Below are 17,449 nucleotides of genomic sequence, written 5' to 3'. Positions count from 1 at the left end.
CGGATAGCCTGACCGCTGGATATCTCTTCACGTCAAGATTCAGATCAGCGTGCGGAGATGTCCCGCACCCGGGGCAGGGACCCCCACCGCCAGCTCTTACGGAGATCGCCATGACCCGCACTCCCGTGAATGTCACCGTCACCGGCGCGGCCGGCCAGATCGGTTACGCGCTGCTCTTCCGCATCGCGTCCGGTCATCTGCTCGGCGCGGATGTGCCGGTCAACCTGCGTCTCCTGGAGATTCCGCAGGGCCTCAAGGCCGCCGAGGGCACCGCGATGGAGCTCGACGACTCCGCCTTCCCGCTGCTCCGCGGCATCGAGATCACGGACGACCCGAACGTCGCCTTCGACGGCGCGAACATCGCCCTGCTGGTCGGCGCCCGTCCCCGGACGAAGGGCATGGAGCGCGGCGACCTGCTCGCCGCCAACGGCGGCATCTTCAAGCCGCAGGGCAAGGCCATCAACGACCACGCCGCCGACGACATCAAGGTGCTCGTCGTCGGCAACCCCGCCAACACCAACGCGCTGATCGCCCAGGCCGCCGCGCCCGACGTGCCCGCCGAGCGCTTCACCGCGATGACCCGCCTCGACCACAACCGCGCGATCTCGCAGCTCGCGCGGAAGACCGGCGCCGCGGTCTCCGACATCAAGCGCCTGACGATCTGGGGCAACCACTCCGCCACCCAGTACCCGGACATCTTCCACGCGGAGATCGCCGGCAAGAACGCCGCGGAGACCGTGAACGACGAGGCGTGGCTGGCCGACACGTTCATCCCGACCGTCGCCAAGCGCGGCGCCGCGATCATCGAGGCCCGTGGCGCCTCCTCGGCCGCCTCGGCGGCCAACGCGGCCCTCGACCACGTGTACACCTGGGTGAACGGCACCGCCGAGGGCGACTGGACCTCCATGGGCGTTCCGTCCGACGGCTCCTACGGGGTGGCGGAGGGCCTGATCTCCTCCTTCCCGGTCACCACCAGGAACGGCGCGTACGAGATCGTCCAGGGCCTGGACATCAACGACTTCTCGCGGACCCGGATCGACGCCTCGGTGCGGGAACTCGCCGAGGAGCGCGACGCGGTGCGCGAGCTGGGCCTGATCTGACACCGATTCACGCGGCATCACGCGGCATCACGCCGTAACGCTGAACTGGGCCGCGACCGCGCGAACGGCCCGCGGGCGGGCTCCCGGGCCCCGGTCCACCGAAGTCCCGGTGGACCGGGGCCCTGCGCGTGGGCTCTGGACGCCTCGCTGAACATGGACCCGGACATGGCCTTCGCGCGGGACGGCCCGAAGAGCGCCGCGCCGCGTCCGGCTCAGCCGCGCAACTGTTCCGCCATGACCTTGACCGCCGCCATGGCGCGCCGTTGCAGTCCGGGACCGAAGGTGATGCGTGTCGCGCCCAGCCGGCCCAGTTCCGGAAGGGTCGGGCCGCCCGGCATCGCCACCACGTTGACCGGCCCCCCGACACCGGCCCGGAGCACCGGAAGCGCCTCGGCCGGTGCGGCGATCGGGTAGACGCAGTCGGCACCGGCGGCCACATAGAGACGGGCCCGGGCCACCGCGTCGGCCGGGTCGCCACCACCGTGGACGAAGGTGTCGACGCGCGCGTTGACGAAGAGATCGTCGCCGGCGGCCGCGCGCACCTCCGCCAGCCAGTCGGCGTGGCGCTCGGGATCTTTGAGCGTGCCGCCCGAGGAGTCCTCCAGATTGCAGCCGACGGCGCCCGTGCCGAGGAGACGGTCCACCAGTTCCCGGGGAGCGAGGCCATAGCCGTCCTCGATGTCCGCCGACACGGGTACGGAGACGGCGCGCGCGATCCGGGCGACCGCGCCGAACATCTCGTCGGGCGGGGTCGCGCCGTCCTTATGGCCGAGCGAGGCCGCCACTCCGGCGCTCGGCGTGGCGAGCGCCGGGAAGCCCGCGTCCGCGAAGACGCGGGCGCTCGCCGCGTCCCAGGGCCCGGGCAGGATGAGCGGGTCGTCGTCGGCGCGGCCGTGGTGCAGCGCGCGGAAGGCCGAAACTGTCATGGTCCCGTGTCCCGGTGTCCGTCGAACGGGTCAGTGGCTGATCTGGCCGGGCGTGTAGTGGCCCGGCACCAACCGGGTGGACACACCGAACCGGTTCCAGGCGTTGATCGCCGTGATCGCGCCGATGAGATGGGCCAGCTCGGTCTCGTCGAACTGCTTCGCGGCCTTCGCGTACACCTCGTCCGGCACAAAACCGTCGGTCAGCACGGTGATCGCCTCGGTCAGCTCGATCGCCGCGATCTCCTTCGCGGTGTAGAAGCGCCGCGACTCCTCCCAGGCGCCGAGCTGGATGATCCGCTCCACCGACTCGCCGGCCGCCAGCGCGTCCTTGGTGTGCATGTCGAGGCAGAACGCGCAGTGGTTGATCTGGGAGGCGCGGATCTTGACGAGTTCGAGCAGGGTCGGGTCGACGCCCTGCCGGGTGGCGGCGTCCAGCCGGATCATGGCCTTGTAGACCTCGGGGGCGAGCTTGGCCAGATTGAGCCGGGGCGTGTGCTCCGGGTTGTACTCCGTGGCTGTGCCGGTGCTGGTCGTGCCCGTCGTGTCCGCCGCGTTTGCCGTGTTCGCTGTCGTCGCTGTCATGTCATCGACGCTACGCGTGCGATGGCACAGAGGTATGGTCCACTTCCATGACGGATTCCTGGGCCACTCCGGCGGGACCAGAGGACGGACCCGGCCGCGGTACGGAGCCGGAGCCCGTCGGCGGGGCGGGCCCCGGGACGGCCTTCGGCGCCGATCTGCACCTGGAGCTGCGCGGCTCCGGGCTGCGTGCCGGGCTGATGGACGCCCTGCGGGAAGCCGTCCGCACCGGCCGTCTCACGCCCGGGACCAGGCTGCCCTCCTCGCGCTCGCTCGCGGCCGATCTGGGCATCGCCCGCAATACCGTGGCCGACGCGTACGCCGAGCTGGTCGCCGAGGGCTGGCTCACCGCGCGGCAGGGCTCGGGGACGCGGGTGGCCCGGCGGGCCGCGCCCCGCAGGCCCGCGCCCCCGGCGCCCAGGACACCGCGGATCGGCCGCCGGCCCGTCCACAATCTGCTGCCGGGCTTTCCCGACCTGGCCGCCTTTCCACGCGCGCAGTGGCTGACGGCCGCGCGCCGGGCGCTGACCAGCGCGCCCTCCGAGGCGTTCGGATACAGCGACGCGCGCGGCCGGATCGAACTGCGTACCGTCCTCGCCGACTATCTGGCGCGGGCGCGCGGGGTCTACGCCGATCCGGAGCGGATCGTGATCTGCTCCGGCTTCGCCCATGGGCTGATGCTGATGGCGACCGTGCTCCTCGCGCGGCGGGTGCGGACGACGGCCGTCGAGTCGTACGGGCTCGATGTGCACTGGAAGATCCTGACCAGGGCGGGGATGCGGATGTCCGTGCTCGCGCTGGACGAACACGGCGCCCGTACGGAGGAGCTGGCGGACGCGAAGGGCGCCGGCGCGGTGCTGATGACACCGGCGCACCAGTTCCCCACCGGTGCGGCCCTCCATCCCGACCGGCGCGCGGCGGCCGTCGACTGGGCGCGCGGCACGGGCGGGCTGATCCTGGAGGACGACTACGACGGAGAGTTCCGCTACGACCGCCAGCCCGTCGGCGCACTGCAGGGGCTCGATCCCGAGCGGGTGGTGTACTTCGGCACGGCGAGCAAGTCCCTGACGCCCGGCCTGCGGCTCGGGTGGATGGTGCTGCCGCAGGAGCTGGTGGGGGAGGTGATGGCGGCCAAGGGCGAGGTGGACTGGGTGTCCAGCGCGCTGGACCAGCTCACGCTCGCGGAGTTCATCGCCTCGGGCGCCTACGACCGTCATGTCCGCTCCATGCGGCTGCGCTACCGCAAGCGCCGCGACCAGCTTGTCGCCGCGCTCGCCGACCGGGACCCGGCCTTCGGGGTGACCGGCATCGCGGCCGGACTCCACGCCGTCGTCGAGCTGCCGCCGGGCACCGAGCGCTCCGTCGTCGAGGCGGCGGCCTGGCAGGGACTGGCGCTCAACGGCAGGGCGGACTTCCGCCACCCCTCGGCGCAGCCGGACGGGGACGCCCTGGTGGTCGGTTACGGCGCCCCGACGGACAGCGCGTGGGCCGGGGCGCTGGACGCGCTGTGCCGGGTACTGCCATGACACCGCTGTCACGGCGGTACCCGCCGGGCGCACCCGCCCGGGGCCATTCGGGCGGGAGAACCGGCCGGGAACCGGCGCACCCTCAGGACAGCCCGCAGGACAGCCCCTAGGATCGCCCGTACGGCATCGCGTGTCGGTCACCGTCCGGGTGAGGCATGGAGGCGCCCGTGAGTTTGCCTTACGGAGGCATTCCACCGTGTCAGTCGAGTTGAATCACACCATCGTTCATTCCCGGGACAGCCGGGAATCCGCCGAGTTCCTGGCGCACATCCTGGATGTCGAAGTCGGGGCCGAGTGGGGCCCCTTCATCCCGATCGAGCTGAGCAACGGCGTCACGCTCGACTTCGCGGTCATCCCGGCGGAGTCCATCGTCTCGCAGCACTACGCCTTCCTGGTCACCGAGGCGGAGTTCGACGGGATCTTCCGGCGGATCCAGGACGCCGGGATCACGTACTACGCCGATCCGCACCGCAAACAGCCCGGCGAGATCAACCACCATGACGGCGGCCGGGGCGTGTACTTCGCGGACCCGGCGGGACACGGCATGGAAATCATCACCCGTCCTTACGGCAGCGGCGCGGGCGCGTAGTACGCACGCGGGCCACGGCAGCCCCCGGCACCGGCTCCCCTGCCGTGGCCGGGGGCTCGCCGGTGCGCCGTCCGCGGTACGGAAGGCGCACCGCCATGGCGACAGCGTGGTCCGGCCATCTAATGTGTCCGGACGGCTCTGGTCACAGGCCGGTTCGAATGCGCCAGTGCGCGTGCAACGGGGGAGACGGCACATGACAGTGCGGCAACGGAGGCTGAGGTCGAGCACCGTGGTGCTCGGCGGTATGGGACTGCTCGCGGTGGCGATCACCTCCTGCGGCTCGGAGCCCGACAAGAGATGCGCCGACCGGACGACCCGGGCGCAACTGCCCAGCTCCGCGTGCAAGAGCGGCGGCCAGGGCTCGTACTACTACGGCGGATCCAGCGACAAGGGCAAGGTCGACGGCGGCAGCTTCGACAAGTCCGCGGTCGACCGGGGCGGCTTCGGCTGCTCGGGTTCGGGCGGTGGCTGATGACCCGTGTGGGCCGGTGAGCCGCTGATGAAACGTCACACCATCGACCCCCGGCCCGGCTGGCAGCAGACCGTCGAGGAGCAGGGCGTCGTCTATCCGCTCACCCGGCACCCGGACGGTTCGCTGCGCCCCTACTGGGACGAGAGCGCCTATTACACCTTCAGCCTGCCCGAGGTCGAGGCCCTCGAAGAGGTCGTCGAGGAGCTGCACGGGCTGTGTCTGGAGGCCGCGGCGCACATCGTGCGGCACGACCGGTTCGAGGACCTCGGCATCACCGACCCCCGGCTGGCCGCGCTGATAGCCGAGTCCTGGCGCCGCCGGGCCGAACTGCCGTCTCTTTACGGCCGGTTCGACCTGCGCTACGACGGCACGGGACCGGCCAAGATGCTGGAGTACAACGCGGACACGCCCACCTCGCTGGTCGAAGCCGCGAGCGCGCAGTGGTTCTGGATGGAGGAGCGCTTCCCGGGCGCCGACCAGTGGAACTCCCTCCACGAACGCCTTGTCGCCGCCTGGGGGCGGCAGTCCGCCCTGCTGCCTCCCGGGCCCGTGCACTTCGCCCACTCGGACGGTGACGAACTGGGCGAGGACCTGATGACGGTCGCGTATCTGCGCGAGACCGCCGAGCAGGCCGGTCTCGCCACCGAGGCGCTTTCCGTCGAACAGATCGGCTGGGACCGGCTCTCCGGCCGCTTCGTCGACGACCGGCTGCGCTTCGTGCGGAGCTGTTTCAAGCTGTATCCCTGGGAGTGGCTGGTCACCGACCGGTTCGGTCCGCATGTCCTGGACACCCTCGACAACGGCGGCGGCACCGGCACCACCTGCTGGATCGAACCGGCCTGGAAGATGCTCCTCTCCAACAAGGCGCTGCTCGCGATCCTCTGGGAACTCCACCCGGGCCATCCCCATCTGCTGCCCGCCCATCTCGACGGCCCCCGGGAACTCGCCGCCACCGGTTATGTCTCCAAGCCCCTGCTCGGCCGCGAGGGCGCCGGGGTCACCGTGCACCGGCCGGGCGCGGCGCCGGTGGTACGGGACGAGGCGTGCTGCTACCAGGAGCTGGCCCCGCTGCCCGACTTCGACGGCAACCATGTGGTGCTCGGAGCGTGGGTCGTCGAGGACGAGGCGGCGGGCCTGGGCATCCGGGAGTCCTCGGGCCTGATCACGGACGAGTACGCCCGCTTCGTGCCCCATGTCATCGCCTGACGCCATCGTGTGACGGCGGCCCTGCGGCGGGCCGGCGCGGGCGGCTCCGCCGGGGGGCGCTCAGGCCGGTTCAGCCTCAGGCCGGGTCCGCGAGCACCGACCTGAGCTGGTCCAGGCCCCAGTCCAGGTCCTCCTTACTGATCACCAGCGGCGGAGCGATCCGGATCGTGGATCCATGGGTGTCCTTCACCAGCACTCCCCGCTCCATCAGCCGCTCCGAGATCTCCCGGCCCGTCCCGTGTGACGGCACGATGTCCACACCGGCCCACAGGCCGCGGCCGCGCACCGTCTCCACCGCCCCGCCGACGAGCAGTCCCAGCTCGTGGTGGAGATGGTCACCCAGCTCCGCGGCGCGCTGCTGGTACTCGCCGGTCCTGAGCATCGCGATCACCTCAAGAGCGACCGCGCAGGCCAGCGGATTGCCGCCGAACGTCGAACCGTGCTCGCCGGGACGGTGCACACCGAGCACCTCGGCCGAGGAGACCACGGCCGACACCGGCACCACGCCGCCGCCCAGCGCCTTGCCGAGGACATACATGTCGGGCACCACGTCCTCGTGCTGGCAGGCGAACGTCCTGCCCGTCCGGCCCAGGCCCGACTGGATCTCGTCCGCGATGAAGAGCACACCGCGCGCCCGGGTCAGCTCCCGCACCCCGGCGAGATAACCGGCCGGCGGCACCAGCACCCCGGCCTCACCCTGGATCGGCTCCAGCAGCACGGCCACGGTGTTCTCGGTCATCGCCGCGCCCAGCGCCGTGAGGTCCCCGTACGGCACGATCTCGAAGCCGGGCGTGTACGGACCGTAGTCCGCCCGGGCCTCCGTGTCCGTGGAAAAGCTGATGATCGTGGTCGTCCGGCCGTGGAAGTTGTTGGCCGCGACCAGGATCTTCGCCATGCCGTCCGGCACGCCCTTGACCCGGTAGCCCCACTTCCTGGCGGTCTTCACCGCCGTCTCCACCGCCTCGGCCCCGGTGTTCATCGGCAGGACCATCTCCATGCCGCACAGCTCGGCCAGCTCCGCGCAGAAGTCGGCGAACCGGTCGTGGTGGAACGCCCGGGAGGTGAGCGTCACCCGCTCCAGCTGGGCCCTGGCGGCATCGATCAGCCGCCTGTTGCCATGGCCGAAGTTGAGCGCCGAGTATCCGGCGAGCATGTCGAGGTAGCGACGGCCCTCGACATCGGTCATCCACGCACCGTCCGCCGAGGCGACGACGACGGGCAGCGGGTGGTAATTGTGCGCACTGTGGGCCTCCGCCGAGGCGATGGCACGCTCCGTTGTCGACACGGGTTCTCCGATCGGTCAGGACAAGCTGTCCGGCGTGGGCGGGGCAACGCCCCACTTTTCTATCGTCGCTCGCGGAATGGGCGAAGAAACCTTGCTCCCGGCGTGCCCCGGCCGAACAGGGCACGCGCCGGAGCACAGGGCCCTACGCTGGGTGGTACGCACGGCGACTGGCGTACGCGGAACAAACCGCGGGGGAGCCCTGCGCGGTTCATCGCACGAGGTGCCGCCCGCCTGGGCACCCCGGGACCACGACCGAACACGGATCGTCCCGGAGGACACCATGACGCATCCCGCCCATCACCCCGCCCTTTCGGCGGACGACCCGGAACTGGCCGCGCTCGTCGGCGCCGAGGAACGGCTCCAGGCCGAGACCCTGCGCCTGATCCCCAGCGAGAACTATGTCTCGCGGGCGGTCCTCGAAGCGTCCGGGACGGTCCTCCAGAACAAGTACAGCGAGGGCTATCCGGGCCGTCGCTACTACGAGGGCCAGCAGGTCATCGACCAGATCGAGCTGCTCGCCACCGAGCGTGCCAAGGCCCTCTTCGGCGTGGAGCACGCCAATGTCCAGCCCTATTCGGGTTCCCCGGCCAATCTGGCCGTCTATCTCGCCTTCGCCGAGCCCGGCGACACCGTGATGGGCATGTCCCTTCCGATGGGCGGCCATCTCACCCATGGCTGGGGTGTCTCGGCCACCGGCACGTGGTTCCGGGGCGTCCAGTACGGCGTGCGCCGGGACACCGGCCTGATCGACTTCGACGAGGTGCGCCGGCTCGCCCTGGCGGAGCGCCCCAAGATCATCTTCTGTGGCGGTACGGCCCTTCCCCGCACCATCGACTTCGCGGCCTTCGGCGAGATCGCCCAGGAGTCCGGCGCGGTGCTGGCCGCCGATGTCGCCCATATCGCCGGTCTGATCGCGGGCGGCGCGCACCCCTCCCCGGTGCCGTACGCCGACGTGATCTCGACGACCACCCACAAGACCCTGCGCGGCCCGCGCGGCGCGATGCTGATGTCGGGGAAGCAGCACGCCAAGGCCATCGACAAGGCGGTCTTCCCCGGCCTTCAGGGCGGCCCGCACAACCAGACCACCGCCGCCATCGCGGTCGCCCTGCACGAGGCGGCCCGTCCCTCCTTCCGTGACTACGCGCGGTCGGTCGTCGCCAATGCCCGGGTCCTGGCCGAGGAACTGCTCGCGCGCGGCTTCGACCTTGTCTCCGGCGGCACCGACAACCATCTGATCCTGATGGACCTGACGTCCAGGGACGTGCCCGGCAAGGTGGCCGCCAAGGCGCTGGACCGGGCCGGGATCGTGGTCAACCACAACACCGTGCCCTACGACCCGAGGAAGCCCTTCGACCCCTCCGGCGTGCGGATCGGCACCCCCTCCCTCACCTCCCGCGGTCTGGGCACCGCCCAGATGGCGGCCGTGGCCGACTGGATCGACCGGGGCGTCACCGCGGCGGGCAAGGGAGACGAGGACGCGCTGGCGGCGATCCGCGCCGAGGTCGCCGACCTGATGACCGGCTTCCCGGCCCCCGGCCTGCCGGTCTGACCCCGGCGACCGCTCCGAAGCACGCACCTGACGCCGCGCGGCCGCCCTGCGGGCGACGACGGGAATTGTCAGACAGGCCCCTGTGCTCACGGCTCTGCCCCACCGGTCGCAGGGGATCGGTTCCCCCCTTCGGAGATCCGTTCCCGAGCGGTCAGCCGCACCTGAGAGAATGGTGAGCATGGCCTCTGATCGTCCCCGCGCGCTCTCCGGTATCCAGCCCACCGCCGGCTCGTTCCACCTCGGGAACTACCTCGGTGCGGTGCGCCAGTACGTGGCGCTGCAAGACACCCACGACGCCTTCTACATGGTCGTGGACCTGCACGCGATCACCGTCCCGCAGGATCCCGCCGAGCTGCGCGCCAACACCCGCCTGGCGGCCGCCCAGCTTCTCGCCGCCGGTCTCGACCCACAGCGCTGCACGCTCTTCATCCAGAGCCATGTCCCCGAGCACGCCCAGCTCGGCTGGGTCATGAACTGCCTCACCGGCTTCGGCGAGGCCTCCCGGATGACCCAGTTCAAGGACAAGTCCGCCAAGCAGGGCGCCGACCGCGCCACGGTCGGTCTGTTCACCTATCCGATCCTCCAGGTCGCGGACATCCTGCTCTACCGGGCGAACGCCGTCCCGGTCGGCGAGGACCAGCGGCAGCACATCGAGCTCACCCGTGATCTCGCCGAGCGCTTCAACACCCGGTTCGGCCAGACCTTCACGGTGCCGGAGCCGCACATCGTCCGGGAGGTCGCGAAGATCTACGACCTCCAGGACCCGACGATCAAGATGAGCAAGTCGGCGTCCACGCCCAAGGGCCTGATCAACCTGCTGGACGAGCCGAAGACCACCGCGAAGAAGATCAAGAGCGCGGTCACCGACACCGGCAGCGAGATCCGCTTCGACGCCGGGGCCAAGCCGGGTGTGAGCAATCTGCTCACCATTTACTCCACCCTCACGGGCACCACCGTCGCGGCGCTGGAGGAGAAGTACACCGGCAAGGGCTATGGCGCGCTGAAGACGGACCTGGCGGAGGTCATGGTCGACTTCGTCACGCCGTTCAGGACCCGCACCCAGGAGTATCTGGACGACCCGGAGACGCTCGACGCGATCCTGGCCGAGGGCGCCGAGAAGGCCCGCGCGGTCGCGGCGGAGACGCTGGCCCAGACGTACGACAGGGTCGGCTTCCTGCCCGCCAAGCACTGACGCGAGCGCGCGGCATGGAGCGGCGCCCCCACCGGACGGCGGAACGGGGCGGCAGGGCCGAACGGCCGGGGCGGACAGGGCCGGAGGCCGGTCCGCCCCGGGCGCCGGACGGCCGGACGGTCCGGCCGCCAGACTTGCGGGCGGGCACCGCTGACATACCATCCGATTAACGGACTGAGGAGAACGATGTGGGGACCGTAACGCTCGGCGTTTCGATCGCGGTCCCGGAGCCGTACGGCAGCCTGATCCAGGAACGGCGTGCGAGCTTCGGTGATCCCGCCGCGCACGGCATCCCCACGCATGTCACGCTCCTGCCGCCCACCGAGGTCGACGGGGCGGCGCTGCCCGCGATCGAGGAACATCTCGCCCGGGTCGCCTCCGGCTGCCGGCCCTTCCCGATGCGGCTCTCCGGCACCGGCACCTTCCGGCCGCTCTCGCCCGTCGTCTTCGTCCAGGTCGTCGAGGGCGCGGCGGCCTGTGCCTGGCTCCAGAAGCGGGTCAGGGACGCGTCGGGGCCGCTCGTCCGGGAGCTCCAGTTCCCGTACCACCCGCATGTGACCGTGGCGCACGGCATCGCCGAGGAGGCGATGGACACGGCCTACGAGGAGCTGTCGGAGTACCGCGCGGAGTGGAGCTGCGCCTCCTTCGCGCTGTACGAGCAGGGCACCGACGGCGTCTGGCGCAAGCTGCACGAGTACGCGTTCGGCGGCGGCGACGGCGGGCCGGGCATGCCGTGCCAGAACACCCCGCTCGGCCACCCCGCCTCGCTGCGCCCCTGAGCCGCCCGCGCCCGGCCCGGCCCGCAAGTCCGCCGCCGCGGCGGCCCGTTCACCCTCCTCAGACCGGCAGCCTGCGGAACAGCGGCCGGGGCAGGTGCCGCATCGCCGTCATCACCCACCGCAGCGCGCCGGGCACCCACACCATCTCCGAGCGGCGCCGCAGCCCCAGCTCGACGGCCGCCGCGACCGCCTCCGGCGTGGTGGACAGCGGAGTCCTGGGCTGCCCGGCCGTCCGCCTCGTCCGCACCCGGCCGGGCCGGACGATCATGACCCGGACCCCGGTGCCCTGCATGGCGTCGCCGAGACCCTGGGCGAACGCGTCCAGCCCCGCCTTGCTCGACCCGTAGATGAAACTGGCGCGGCGGGCCCGCTCGCCCGCCACCGACGAGAGCACCACCAGCGAACCGTGGCCCTGCATCTGCATCGCGCCCGCGCACACCAGTCCCGCCGAGACCGCGCCGGTGTAATTGGTCTGGGCGACCCGCACCGCCGCGAGCGGATCCGCCTCGTCGTGCGCCTGGTCGCCGGGGACGCCGAAGGCGAGCAGCACCATGTCGATGTGCCCCTCGGCGAAGACCTTCCCGAGCGCCTCTTCGTGCGAGCCCGGGTCGAGGGCGTCGAAGGCGACGGTACGGACGTCCGCGCCGAGCGTCCGCAGCCGTTCCGCGGCGGTGTCCAGCGCGGGGGAGGGCCGGCCGGCCAGCCAGACCGTGCGCGTACGACGGATGATCAGCCGGCGGGCGGTGGCCAGCGCGATCTCCGACGTGCCGCCGAGGATCAGCAGGGACCGCGGGGTGCCGAAGGCGTCCTTCATCGTTCAGTGCTCCTTGGAAGGGTGTCGGGACGGGTGCCGCGCGGCCGGCGGACCGCCGAGCCGTGACCGCCGCCGCGCCGTCGCCGGCGTATGCGCCGCGGCGTTGCCCGGAGCGGTACCGGTGTCGCTTGACATGATGGTGACCGTATCGCCCCCTAACGCATTCTTTGTCGTGCTTGTCGCCGCACTCGTATGAATGGGTGGCCGGCGCGGCGTCCCCACGACATTGACCTGAAATCGCCCCTGGGTGCCGCCTCGCGGCAACTCCGGGCACCCGCGCGCTGGTTTTCCGATCCGAGGGTAGAGCTCCTTCATGGACTGGCTGAGAAAACTTCCCGTCATCGGCCCGTTCGTGGCCCGGGGGATGAGGACGCACGCGTGGCGTTCGTACGAGACGCTCGACCGGGTGCACTGGACACGGCTGGCCGCGGCCATCACCTTCATCAGCTTTCTCTCGCTCTTCCCCCTGATCACCGTCGGCGCCGCGGTCGGCGCCGCCCTGCTCAGCCCGGCCCAGCTCGACAAGCTCAAGGACGGCATCGCCGAGCAGGTCCCCGGGATCTCCGGCCGGCTCGACATCGACGAACTGGTGGCCAACGCCGGCACGGTCGGTGTGGTGGCCGGCGCCCTGCTGCTGATGACCGGCATCGGCTGGGTCGGTTCGATGCGGGAGTGCCTGCGGGCCGTCTGGGAGAGGGACGAGGACGAAGGGGGCAATGTCTTTGTGCTCAAGGCCAAGGACGCGGTGGTGCTGCTCGGTCTGGGCGCGGTCGGGCTCGCCTCGTTCGCCGCTTCCGGATTCGGGTCCATCGCCGTCGACTGGACCGCCGCGCGGCTGGGGATCCCCGAGGGCGGGGCGGGCGGTGTGGTGCTGGAGACCGCCGCGCTCGCGCTGGCGGTCCTCGCGGACTTCCTGATCCTGCTGTACGTCCTGACACTGCTGCCCCGGGTGCAGCCGCGGCGCCACCGGCTGATCGTCGCCGCTCTCGTCGGCGCCGTCGGCTTCGAGCTGCTCAAGCTGCTGCTCGGCGGCTACATCAGGGACGTGGCGGGGAAGAGCATGTACGGCGCGTTCGGTGTGCCGGTGGCGCTGCTGCTGTGGATCAACTTCACTGCGAGGCTGCTGCTGTTCTGCGCCGCGTGGACGGCGACCCCGAGCAAGGAGGAGACGGATCGGCGGGCGGCGGTGGCTAGCGGCGCGGAAGGCGACGGACCAGGTCGGGCAGCGGCCAGCGGCGGTTGACCAGATACCCCGCGCCCGCCAGCACGATCAGCGCGCCGCCCGTGACGGCCAGGGCAATCCCGACGCCGCCGGATCCGCCGCTGGCGGCGGCGAGCGGCTTGGCCCGGCCGGACGAACTGTCCGCGTTCACCGTGGTCGGGCTCGGAACGACCTTTGTCTTGGCGGACTTGGGAGCCACCAGCAGGCCGACCGGCTTGACCTTGCCGGCCGCGGAGAAGCCCCAGTCGAAGAGGCGTGCCGTCTCCTGGTAGACCGCCTGGCTCTCTCCGGAGGACGGATTCATCACCGTCACCAGCAGCACCCTGTTGTTGCGTTCGGCGACCCCGGTGAAGGTGGCGCCCGCGTGCGTGGTGTTGCCGTTCTTGACGCCCGCGATGCCCTTGTACGCGGTGACCCCGCCGGCCCCCGTGAGCAGCCGGTTGGTGTTCGCGATCTCGAAGGTCTCGCGCTTCTTCCCCTTCCTCTGATCACCGGGGAAGACGGCCGACGCGGTGGAGCAGTACTCGCGGAAGTCCTTCTTCTGCAGACCGGAGCGGGCGATCAGCGTGAGGTCGTACGCGCTGGAGACCTGGCCCTTCTCGTCGTAGCCGTCGGGCGTGACGACATGGGTGTCGAGCGCCTGGAGTTCGTTGGCGTGGCGCTGCATGTCCTTGACGGTCTTCGGGACCCCGCCGTTCATCGCGGAGAGCACATGCACGGCGTCGTTCCCGGAGCGCAGGAAGACCCCCAGCCACAGATCGTGGACGCTGTAGGTGAGCCGCTCCTTCACCCCGACCAGACTGCTGCCCGCGCCCACGCCCTCCAGCTCGGCGTTGGTCACCTTGTGCTTCTGCGTCTTGGGCAGCTTGGGCAGCACCGTGTCGGCGAAGAGCATCTTGAGGGTGGAGGCCGGGGGCAGCCGCCAGTGGGCGTTGTGGGAGGCCAGTACCTCACCGGACTCGGCGTCCGCGACGATCCAGGAGCGGCCGCTCAGATTCTTGGGCAGGACCGGGGCGCCGGGGCCGAGGTTCACCTGGGTGCCGGCCTTGCCGAGCAGAGATCCGCCGACCGTGGACATCGAGACGGGGGGCTTGGGCTGGCCGTCCCCCGGTCCGTCGATCCTGCTGTCCGCCGATGAGGGAGAGGCGGTCAGAACTGGCAGCAACGCGGCGGCGATGACCGTCAATGCGGTCTTTTTCAGAGCGGACACGATCGGAAACGTACATGGCGTGAACATCGATTCCGACACCGACGGGGTGATCCCGGCCTCCGGGGGCCAGGTCCTGCCTATCCCTCCCGTGGTGGGCCCGCCGGGGCGCCGGCCCTCAGGACCCGGCTGCCGCCCGCCGGAGAGCTGCGGCGATACTGGGCCTATGAAGCTCAGCCGCCCGGTGTCCTGGTTCCTGCTCGCGTTCGGGGTCTGGAGCTGGTTCATCTGGATCACCTTCGTCAAGAACCTGTGGCAGGACGGCAGCGGACTCGCCTTCGACGACGCCGGTGATCCGACGGGGTATTTCTGGGTGCACCTGTTGCTCGCCATTGCGTCCTTCCTTCTGGGGACAGCGGTGGGTGCGATCGGGTTCCGCGGCGTCCGCGCACTCCGGCGCGAACAGCGCCGATAACGCGAACAATTCGGATAGGGGCCCGTTCGTGGTCATATTGGTCATTCTTATGGTGCTTGTGGCTGTGGCGCTCGTGGTGACGGCCCACTGGTATGTATGGCGGCGTCTGGTGCGCGACACGACGAAGCCGGGAGGTCTCGGCCGCAGGGCCGGAACGGCGGCCATCGTGGTACTGCCGTTACTGGCGGTCGGCGCCGTGACGTCGAGCCGGGCGCACACACCCTTCCGGGTGCAGCAGGTGCTGGCCTGGCCCGGATTCCTCTGGCTGGCGGTCCTGCTCTACCTGGTCCTCGCGCTGGCCGTGGGCGAGGCCGTACGCCCGCTGCTGCGGCGATGGGCGGAGCCCCGGGAGGCCGCGCGCGACAGCGCGGAATCGGCCATTGAGGTGAACGAGCCGGCCACGGTCGGCGCGGCCCGTACCCCGGCCGCCCCGGACTCGCCCGCGGCCGACCGCGCCGCGACGGCGCCCGTGCCCGGGACACCGTCCCGCCGGCTCTTTGTCTCCCGGGTGGTCGGCGGCGCCGCCGCGACCGCGGCCCTGGCCACGGTCGGTTACGGCACGTACGGCGTCCTGCGCGGCCCGCGGATCAAGCGGATCACCGTCCCGCTCGCCAAGCTGCCCCGGAGCGCCCACGGCTTCCGGATAGCCGTCGTCAGCGACATCCACCTCGGTCCGATCCTGGGCCGTGCGCACACCCAGCGCATCGTGGACTCCCTCAACTCCGCCCGGCCGGACCTGATCGCCGTCGTGGGCGACATGGTGGACGGCAGCGTCGAGGACCTCGGTCCGGCGGCGGAGCCCCTCGCTGGCCTTGAGGCACCGCACGGCTCGTTCTTCGTGACCGGCAACCACGAGTACTTCTCGGGCGCAGCCGCCTGGGTCGACCATGTCCGCGAACTGGGCCTGCGCCCGCTGGAGAACGCCCGCGTGGAGCTGCCCGGCTTCGATCTCGCCGGGGTCAACGACATCGCGGGCGAGAGCGAGGGCGCGGGCCCCGACTTCGCCAAGGCGCTCGGTGACCGCGACCGGAGCAGGACGTCCGTACTCCTCGCGCATCAGCCCGTGGTGATCGACGACGCCGTGGAGCACGGTGTCGACCTCCAGCTTTCCGGCCACACCCACGGCGGCCAGCTCTGGCCCGGCAACCTCCTCGCGGAACTGGCCAATCCCACCGTGGCCGGTCTGGAGAGATACGGCGACACCCAGCTCTATGTGTCGCGGGGCGCGGGCGCCTGGGGTCCGCCCGTCCGGGTCGGGGCCCCCTCGGACATCACCGTCGTGGAACTGGCCTCGCGTCAGGCCTGACGCGTCCCCGGCCCCGGGGCGGGTCCGCGAGGACCTGCCCCGGGGCCGGCCCGCCATTGCCCGGCCGGCCCGTCCGAGTGCGCGGCGGGGGACCGGTCGGCGGGGGACCGGTCAGCTCCGCTTGCGCGCGGCGACGGCTTCCGCCATGCCCGGCAGGAAGTCCGTGAACAGCTCGTGGACTTCGCGTACGAGGGGCCGCAGCACCCGGAAGCGGGAGAGCGAGACGCCCCTGGCGGTCAGCAGGGCGCCGCGCTCGGCGAGCCGGCGGCTGCGCTCGCTGCCCTCGGAGCGGTCGAAGACCCAGTAGAGGACGAGCCCCATCTGGGACAGCCACATCAACTCCGGCAGTATCCCCACCAGTTCCTCCGCCACCTTGGCCTTCGAGCCGGCCAGTACTTCGCGGTGGACCGTGATGGCGGCCTGCCGGGCGTGTTCCGATTCGGGGGAGAACGGGCTCAGCGGGCTCTCCGGATCCGCGGCGTTCTTGAAGAACTGCGCGGCGAACTCATGGTACGGAGCGGCGATGTCGAGCCATGCCTTCAGCACTCCGGCGAGGCGTGCCTCCAGCTCGGTCTCCCGGTCCAGCACCGGCCGGACCGCCGCGCGGTGCTCGGCGGCGATCCGGTCGTAGAAGCCCTGGACGAGATGTTCCTTGGAGGAGAAGTAGTAGTACGCGTTGCCGACGGAGACGCCCGCCTCCTGGGAGATGGCCCGCATGGTCGTCTTGTCGTAACCGCGTTCCTGGAAGAGCCGCAACGCGGTTTCGAGGATGAGCGTGCGGGTCTGCTCGCTCTTGGGGGCCCTGGTGTCCTTCACCGGGTCCTTGAGATCCTTCGTTTCCCGCGTGTTCTTCTCGTCCTTCACGCTCCCCGACCCTAGTGGTCCGACGGCTCGGGCACGTCACACGCCCCCGCGCAGGACGTGGCCGTCAGCTTCCGGTACTTCGCGGCGGCGAGCACGCTCACCCGGGCGAACGGGGCGCCGGCCGGGGTGGCCAGCCAGTGGGCCTTCGGCCGGTGTTCGGCCAGCGCCCAGAGACAGACGATCCAGGCGGCGGTGCCCCGGTAGATCTGGCCGCCGTCACCGATGACGGTGATCTCCCGCAGGGTGTCCCGGTGATCGAGGTCCGGGTACCGCCGCCGCGCCTCCACCGAGCCCGCGGCCACCAGGTCGAGCGGCACGAGCTGAGGCTGACGCAGCAGCCAGTGCCGCAGATGGACACAGAGCGGGCACTCGGCGTCGTACAGCACGGTCAGCGCCCGTACGTGACGGCCCATGGCCG

The 17,449-nt window shown here is 71.1% G+C and carries 18 protein-coding genes and 1 riboswitch; of the genes, 11 read left to right on the top strand and 7 right to left on the bottom strand.

What is annotated here, in order from left to right; translation table 11 throughout:
* Positions 1–110 precede the first annotated feature (110 nt).
* Positions 111–1,100, top strand: coding sequence for a malate dehydrogenase (locus ABZ707_RS23060; RefSeq protein WP_360178027.1), 990 nt, complete (start codon positions 111–113; stop codon positions 1,098–1,100).
* A 212-nt stretch (positions 1,101–1,312) separates the two neighbouring features.
* Here ABZ707_RS23060 and ABZ707_RS23055 read toward each other — a convergent pair whose 3' ends face one another.
* Both ABZ707_RS23055 and ABZ707_RS23050 read right to left on the bottom strand, forming a co-directional pair.
* Entirely contained in the window at positions 1,313–2,026 is a 714-nt protein-coding gene (locus ABZ707_RS23055) for an isocitrate lyase/phosphoenolpyruvate mutase family protein (RefSeq protein ID WP_360178024.1), read from the bottom strand.
* Positions 2,027–2,056: 30 nt separating this feature from the next.
* Positions 2,057–2,608, bottom strand: coding sequence for a carboxymuconolactone decarboxylase family protein (locus ABZ707_RS23050; RefSeq protein ID WP_360178021.1), 552 nt, complete (start codon positions 2,606–2,608; stop codon positions 2,057–2,059).
* 47 nt (positions 2,609–2,655) lie between these two features.
* Here ABZ707_RS23050 and ABZ707_RS23045 point away from each other — a divergent pair, with 47 nt between their 5' ends.
* The 4 genes from ABZ707_RS23045 (at position 2,656) to ABZ707_RS23030 (ending at position 6,398) form a co-directional block, all read left to right on the top strand.
* Positions 2,656–4,131, top strand: a complete 1,476-nt coding sequence (locus ABZ707_RS23045; protein ID WP_360178018.1) for a PLP-dependent aminotransferase family protein — start codon at positions 2,656–2,658, stop codon at positions 4,129–4,131.
* A gap of 196 nt (positions 4,132–4,327) precedes the next feature.
* Entirely contained in the window at positions 4,328–4,720 is a 393-nt protein-coding gene (locus tag ABZ707_RS23040; RefSeq protein ID WP_360178015.1) for a VOC family protein, read from the top strand.
* Between the two features lie 199 nt (positions 4,721–4,919).
* Positions 4,920–5,192 carry a hypothetical protein gene (locus ABZ707_RS23035; protein WP_360178194.1) on the top strand — a complete coding sequence of 91 codons (273 nt, stop codon included), beginning with the start codon at positions 4,920–4,922 and terminating at the stop codon, positions 5,190–5,192.
* A 27-nt stretch (positions 5,193–5,219) separates the two neighbouring features.
* A complete protein-coding gene (locus ABZ707_RS23030; protein WP_360178012.1) occupies positions 5,220–6,398 on the top strand; it encodes a glutathionylspermidine synthase family protein in 1,179 nt (392 codons plus the stop codon).
* A gap of 76 nt (positions 6,399–6,474) precedes the next feature.
* Here the strand turns inward: ABZ707_RS23030 and rocD are convergent, their stop codons facing one another.
* Positions 6,475–7,683: an ornithine--oxo-acid transaminase gene (gene rocD / locus ABZ707_RS23025; RefSeq protein WP_360178008.1), complete on the bottom strand. Its 1,209-nt coding sequence runs from the start codon at positions 7,681–7,683 to the stop codon at positions 6,475–6,477.
* A gap of 153 nt (positions 7,684–7,836) precedes the next feature.
* A riboswitch (ZMP/ZTP riboswitch) is annotated at positions 7,837–7,927 on the top strand.
* Positions 7,928–7,963: 36 nt separating this feature from the next.
* Here rocD and glyA point away from each other — a divergent pair.
* From glyA to ABZ707_RS23010, 3 genes are all read left to right on the top strand, one after another.
* On the top strand, positions 7,964–9,232 hold the full coding sequence (glyA, locus tag ABZ707_RS23020) for a serine hydroxymethyltransferase (RefSeq protein ID WP_360178005.1): 1,269 nt from the start codon (positions 7,964–7,966) through the stop codon (positions 9,230–9,232).
* A gap of 178 nt (positions 9,233–9,410) precedes the next feature.
* Positions 9,411–10,424, top strand: coding sequence for a tryptophan--tRNA ligase (gene trpS, locus ABZ707_RS23015; RefSeq protein WP_360178002.1), 1,014 nt, complete (start codon positions 9,411–9,413; stop codon positions 10,422–10,424).
* A 188-nt stretch (positions 10,425–10,612) separates the two neighbouring features.
* Positions 10,613–11,203: a 2'-5' RNA ligase family protein gene (locus ABZ707_RS23010; RefSeq protein WP_360177999.1), complete on the top strand. Its 591-nt coding sequence runs from the start codon at positions 10,613–10,615 to the stop codon at positions 11,201–11,203.
* A 58-nt stretch (positions 11,204–11,261) separates the two neighbouring features.
* Here the strand turns inward: ABZ707_RS23010 and ABZ707_RS23005 are convergent, their stop codons facing one another.
* Complete coding sequence (locus ABZ707_RS23005; RefSeq protein WP_360177996.1) at positions 11,262–12,017, bottom strand: decaprenylphospho-beta-D-erythro-pentofuranosid-2-ulose 2-reductase; 756 nt, start codon at positions 12,015–12,017, stop codon at positions 11,262–11,264.
* A gap of 313 nt (positions 12,018–12,330) precedes the next feature.
* Here ABZ707_RS23005 and ABZ707_RS23000 point away from each other — a divergent pair, with 313 nt between their 5' ends.
* Entirely contained in the window at positions 12,331–13,260 is a 930-nt protein-coding gene (locus ABZ707_RS23000; protein WP_360177993.1) for a YihY/virulence factor BrkB family protein, read from the top strand.
* On the opposite strand, the gene ABZ707_RS22995 is transcribed toward ABZ707_RS23000, so the two are convergent.
* The gene (locus ABZ707_RS22995) at positions 13,208–14,449 is read right to left on the bottom strand and encodes a D-alanyl-D-alanine carboxypeptidase (RefSeq protein WP_360177990.1); all 1,242 of its coding nucleotides are present in this window, start codon (positions 14,447–14,449) and stop codon (positions 13,208–13,210) included. The two genes, ABZ707_RS23000 and ABZ707_RS22995, sit on opposite strands and share 53 nt — an antisense overlap.
* Before the next feature lie 163 nt (positions 14,450–14,612).
* Between ABZ707_RS22995 and ABZ707_RS22990 the strand changes: the two genes are divergently transcribed.
* A complete protein-coding gene (locus ABZ707_RS22990; protein WP_360177987.1) occupies positions 14,613–14,861 on the top strand; it encodes a hypothetical protein in 249 nt (82 codons plus the stop codon).
* 49 nt (positions 14,862–14,910) lie between these two features.
* A complete protein-coding gene (locus ABZ707_RS22985; RefSeq protein WP_360177984.1) occupies positions 14,911–16,167 on the top strand; it encodes a metallophosphoesterase in 1,257 nt (418 codons plus the stop codon).
* Positions 16,168–16,278: 111 nt separating this feature from the next.
* Here the strand turns inward: ABZ707_RS22985 and ABZ707_RS22980 are convergent, their stop codons facing one another.
* On the bottom strand, positions 16,279–16,983 hold the full coding sequence (locus ABZ707_RS22980; RefSeq protein WP_360178191.1) for a TetR family transcriptional regulator: 705 nt from the start codon (positions 16,981–16,983) through the stop codon (positions 16,279–16,281).
* Positions 16,984–17,042: 59 nt separating this feature from the next.
* Positions 17,043–17,444, bottom strand: coding sequence for a DCC1-like thiol-disulfide oxidoreductase family protein (locus ABZ707_RS22975; RefSeq protein WP_360177981.1), 402 nt, complete (start codon positions 17,442–17,444; stop codon positions 17,043–17,045).
* Positions 17,445–17,449: the final 5 nt, after the last annotated feature.

The sequence above is a fragment of the Streptomyces sp. NPDC006923 genome, from assembly GCF_040635655.1.
Taxonomy (GTDB): Bacteria; Actinomycetota; Actinomycetes; order Streptomycetales; family Streptomycetaceae; genus Streptomyces.
The sequence above is the reverse complement of the archived record's forward strand: the minus strand, read 5'-3'. Positions and strand labels throughout refer to the sequence as shown.

Coding starts and splice junctions, on each gene's coding strand:
- ABZ707_RS23055 (WP_360178024.1), bottom strand. CDS start 2,026: ATGACAGTTTCGGCCTTCCGCGCGCTGCACCACGGCCGCGCCGACGAC.
- ABZ707_RS23060 (WP_360178027.1), top strand. CDS start 111: ATGACCCGCACTCCCGTGAATGTCACCGTCACCGGCGCGGCCGGCCAG.
- ABZ707_RS23000 (WP_360177993.1), top strand. CDS start 12,331: ATGGACTGGCTGAGAAAACTTCCCGTCATCGGCCCGTTCGTGGCCCGG.
- ABZ707_RS23050 (WP_360178021.1), bottom strand. CDS start 2,608: ATGACAGCGACGACAGCGAACACGGCAAACGCGGCGGACACGACGGGC.
- glyA (WP_360178005.1), top strand. CDS start 7,964: ATGACGCATCCCGCCCATCACCCCGCCCTTTCGGCGGACGACCCGGAA.
- trpS (WP_360178002.1), top strand. CDS start 9,411: ATGGCCTCTGATCGTCCCCGCGCGCTCTCCGGTATCCAGCCCACCGCC.
- ABZ707_RS22990 (WP_360177987.1), top strand. CDS start 14,613: ATGAAGCTCAGCCGCCCGGTGTCCTGGTTCCTGCTCGCGTTCGGGGTC.
- ABZ707_RS22985 (WP_360177984.1), top strand. CDS start 14,911: ATGGTGCTTGTGGCTGTGGCGCTCGTGGTGACGGCCCACTGGTATGTA.
- ABZ707_RS22975 (WP_360177981.1), bottom strand. CDS start 17,444: ATGGGCCGTCACGTACGGGCGCTGACCGTGCTGTACGACGCCGAGTGC.
- ABZ707_RS23005 (WP_360177996.1), bottom strand. CDS start 12,017: ATGAAGGACGCCTTCGGCACCCCGCGGTCCCTGCTGATCCTCGGCGGC.
- ABZ707_RS23030 (WP_360178012.1), top strand. CDS start 5,220: ATGAAACGTCACACCATCGACCCCCGGCCCGGCTGGCAGCAGACCGTC.
- ABZ707_RS23045 (WP_360178018.1), top strand. CDS start 2,656: ATGACGGATTCCTGGGCCACTCCGGCGGGACCAGAGGACGGACCCGGC.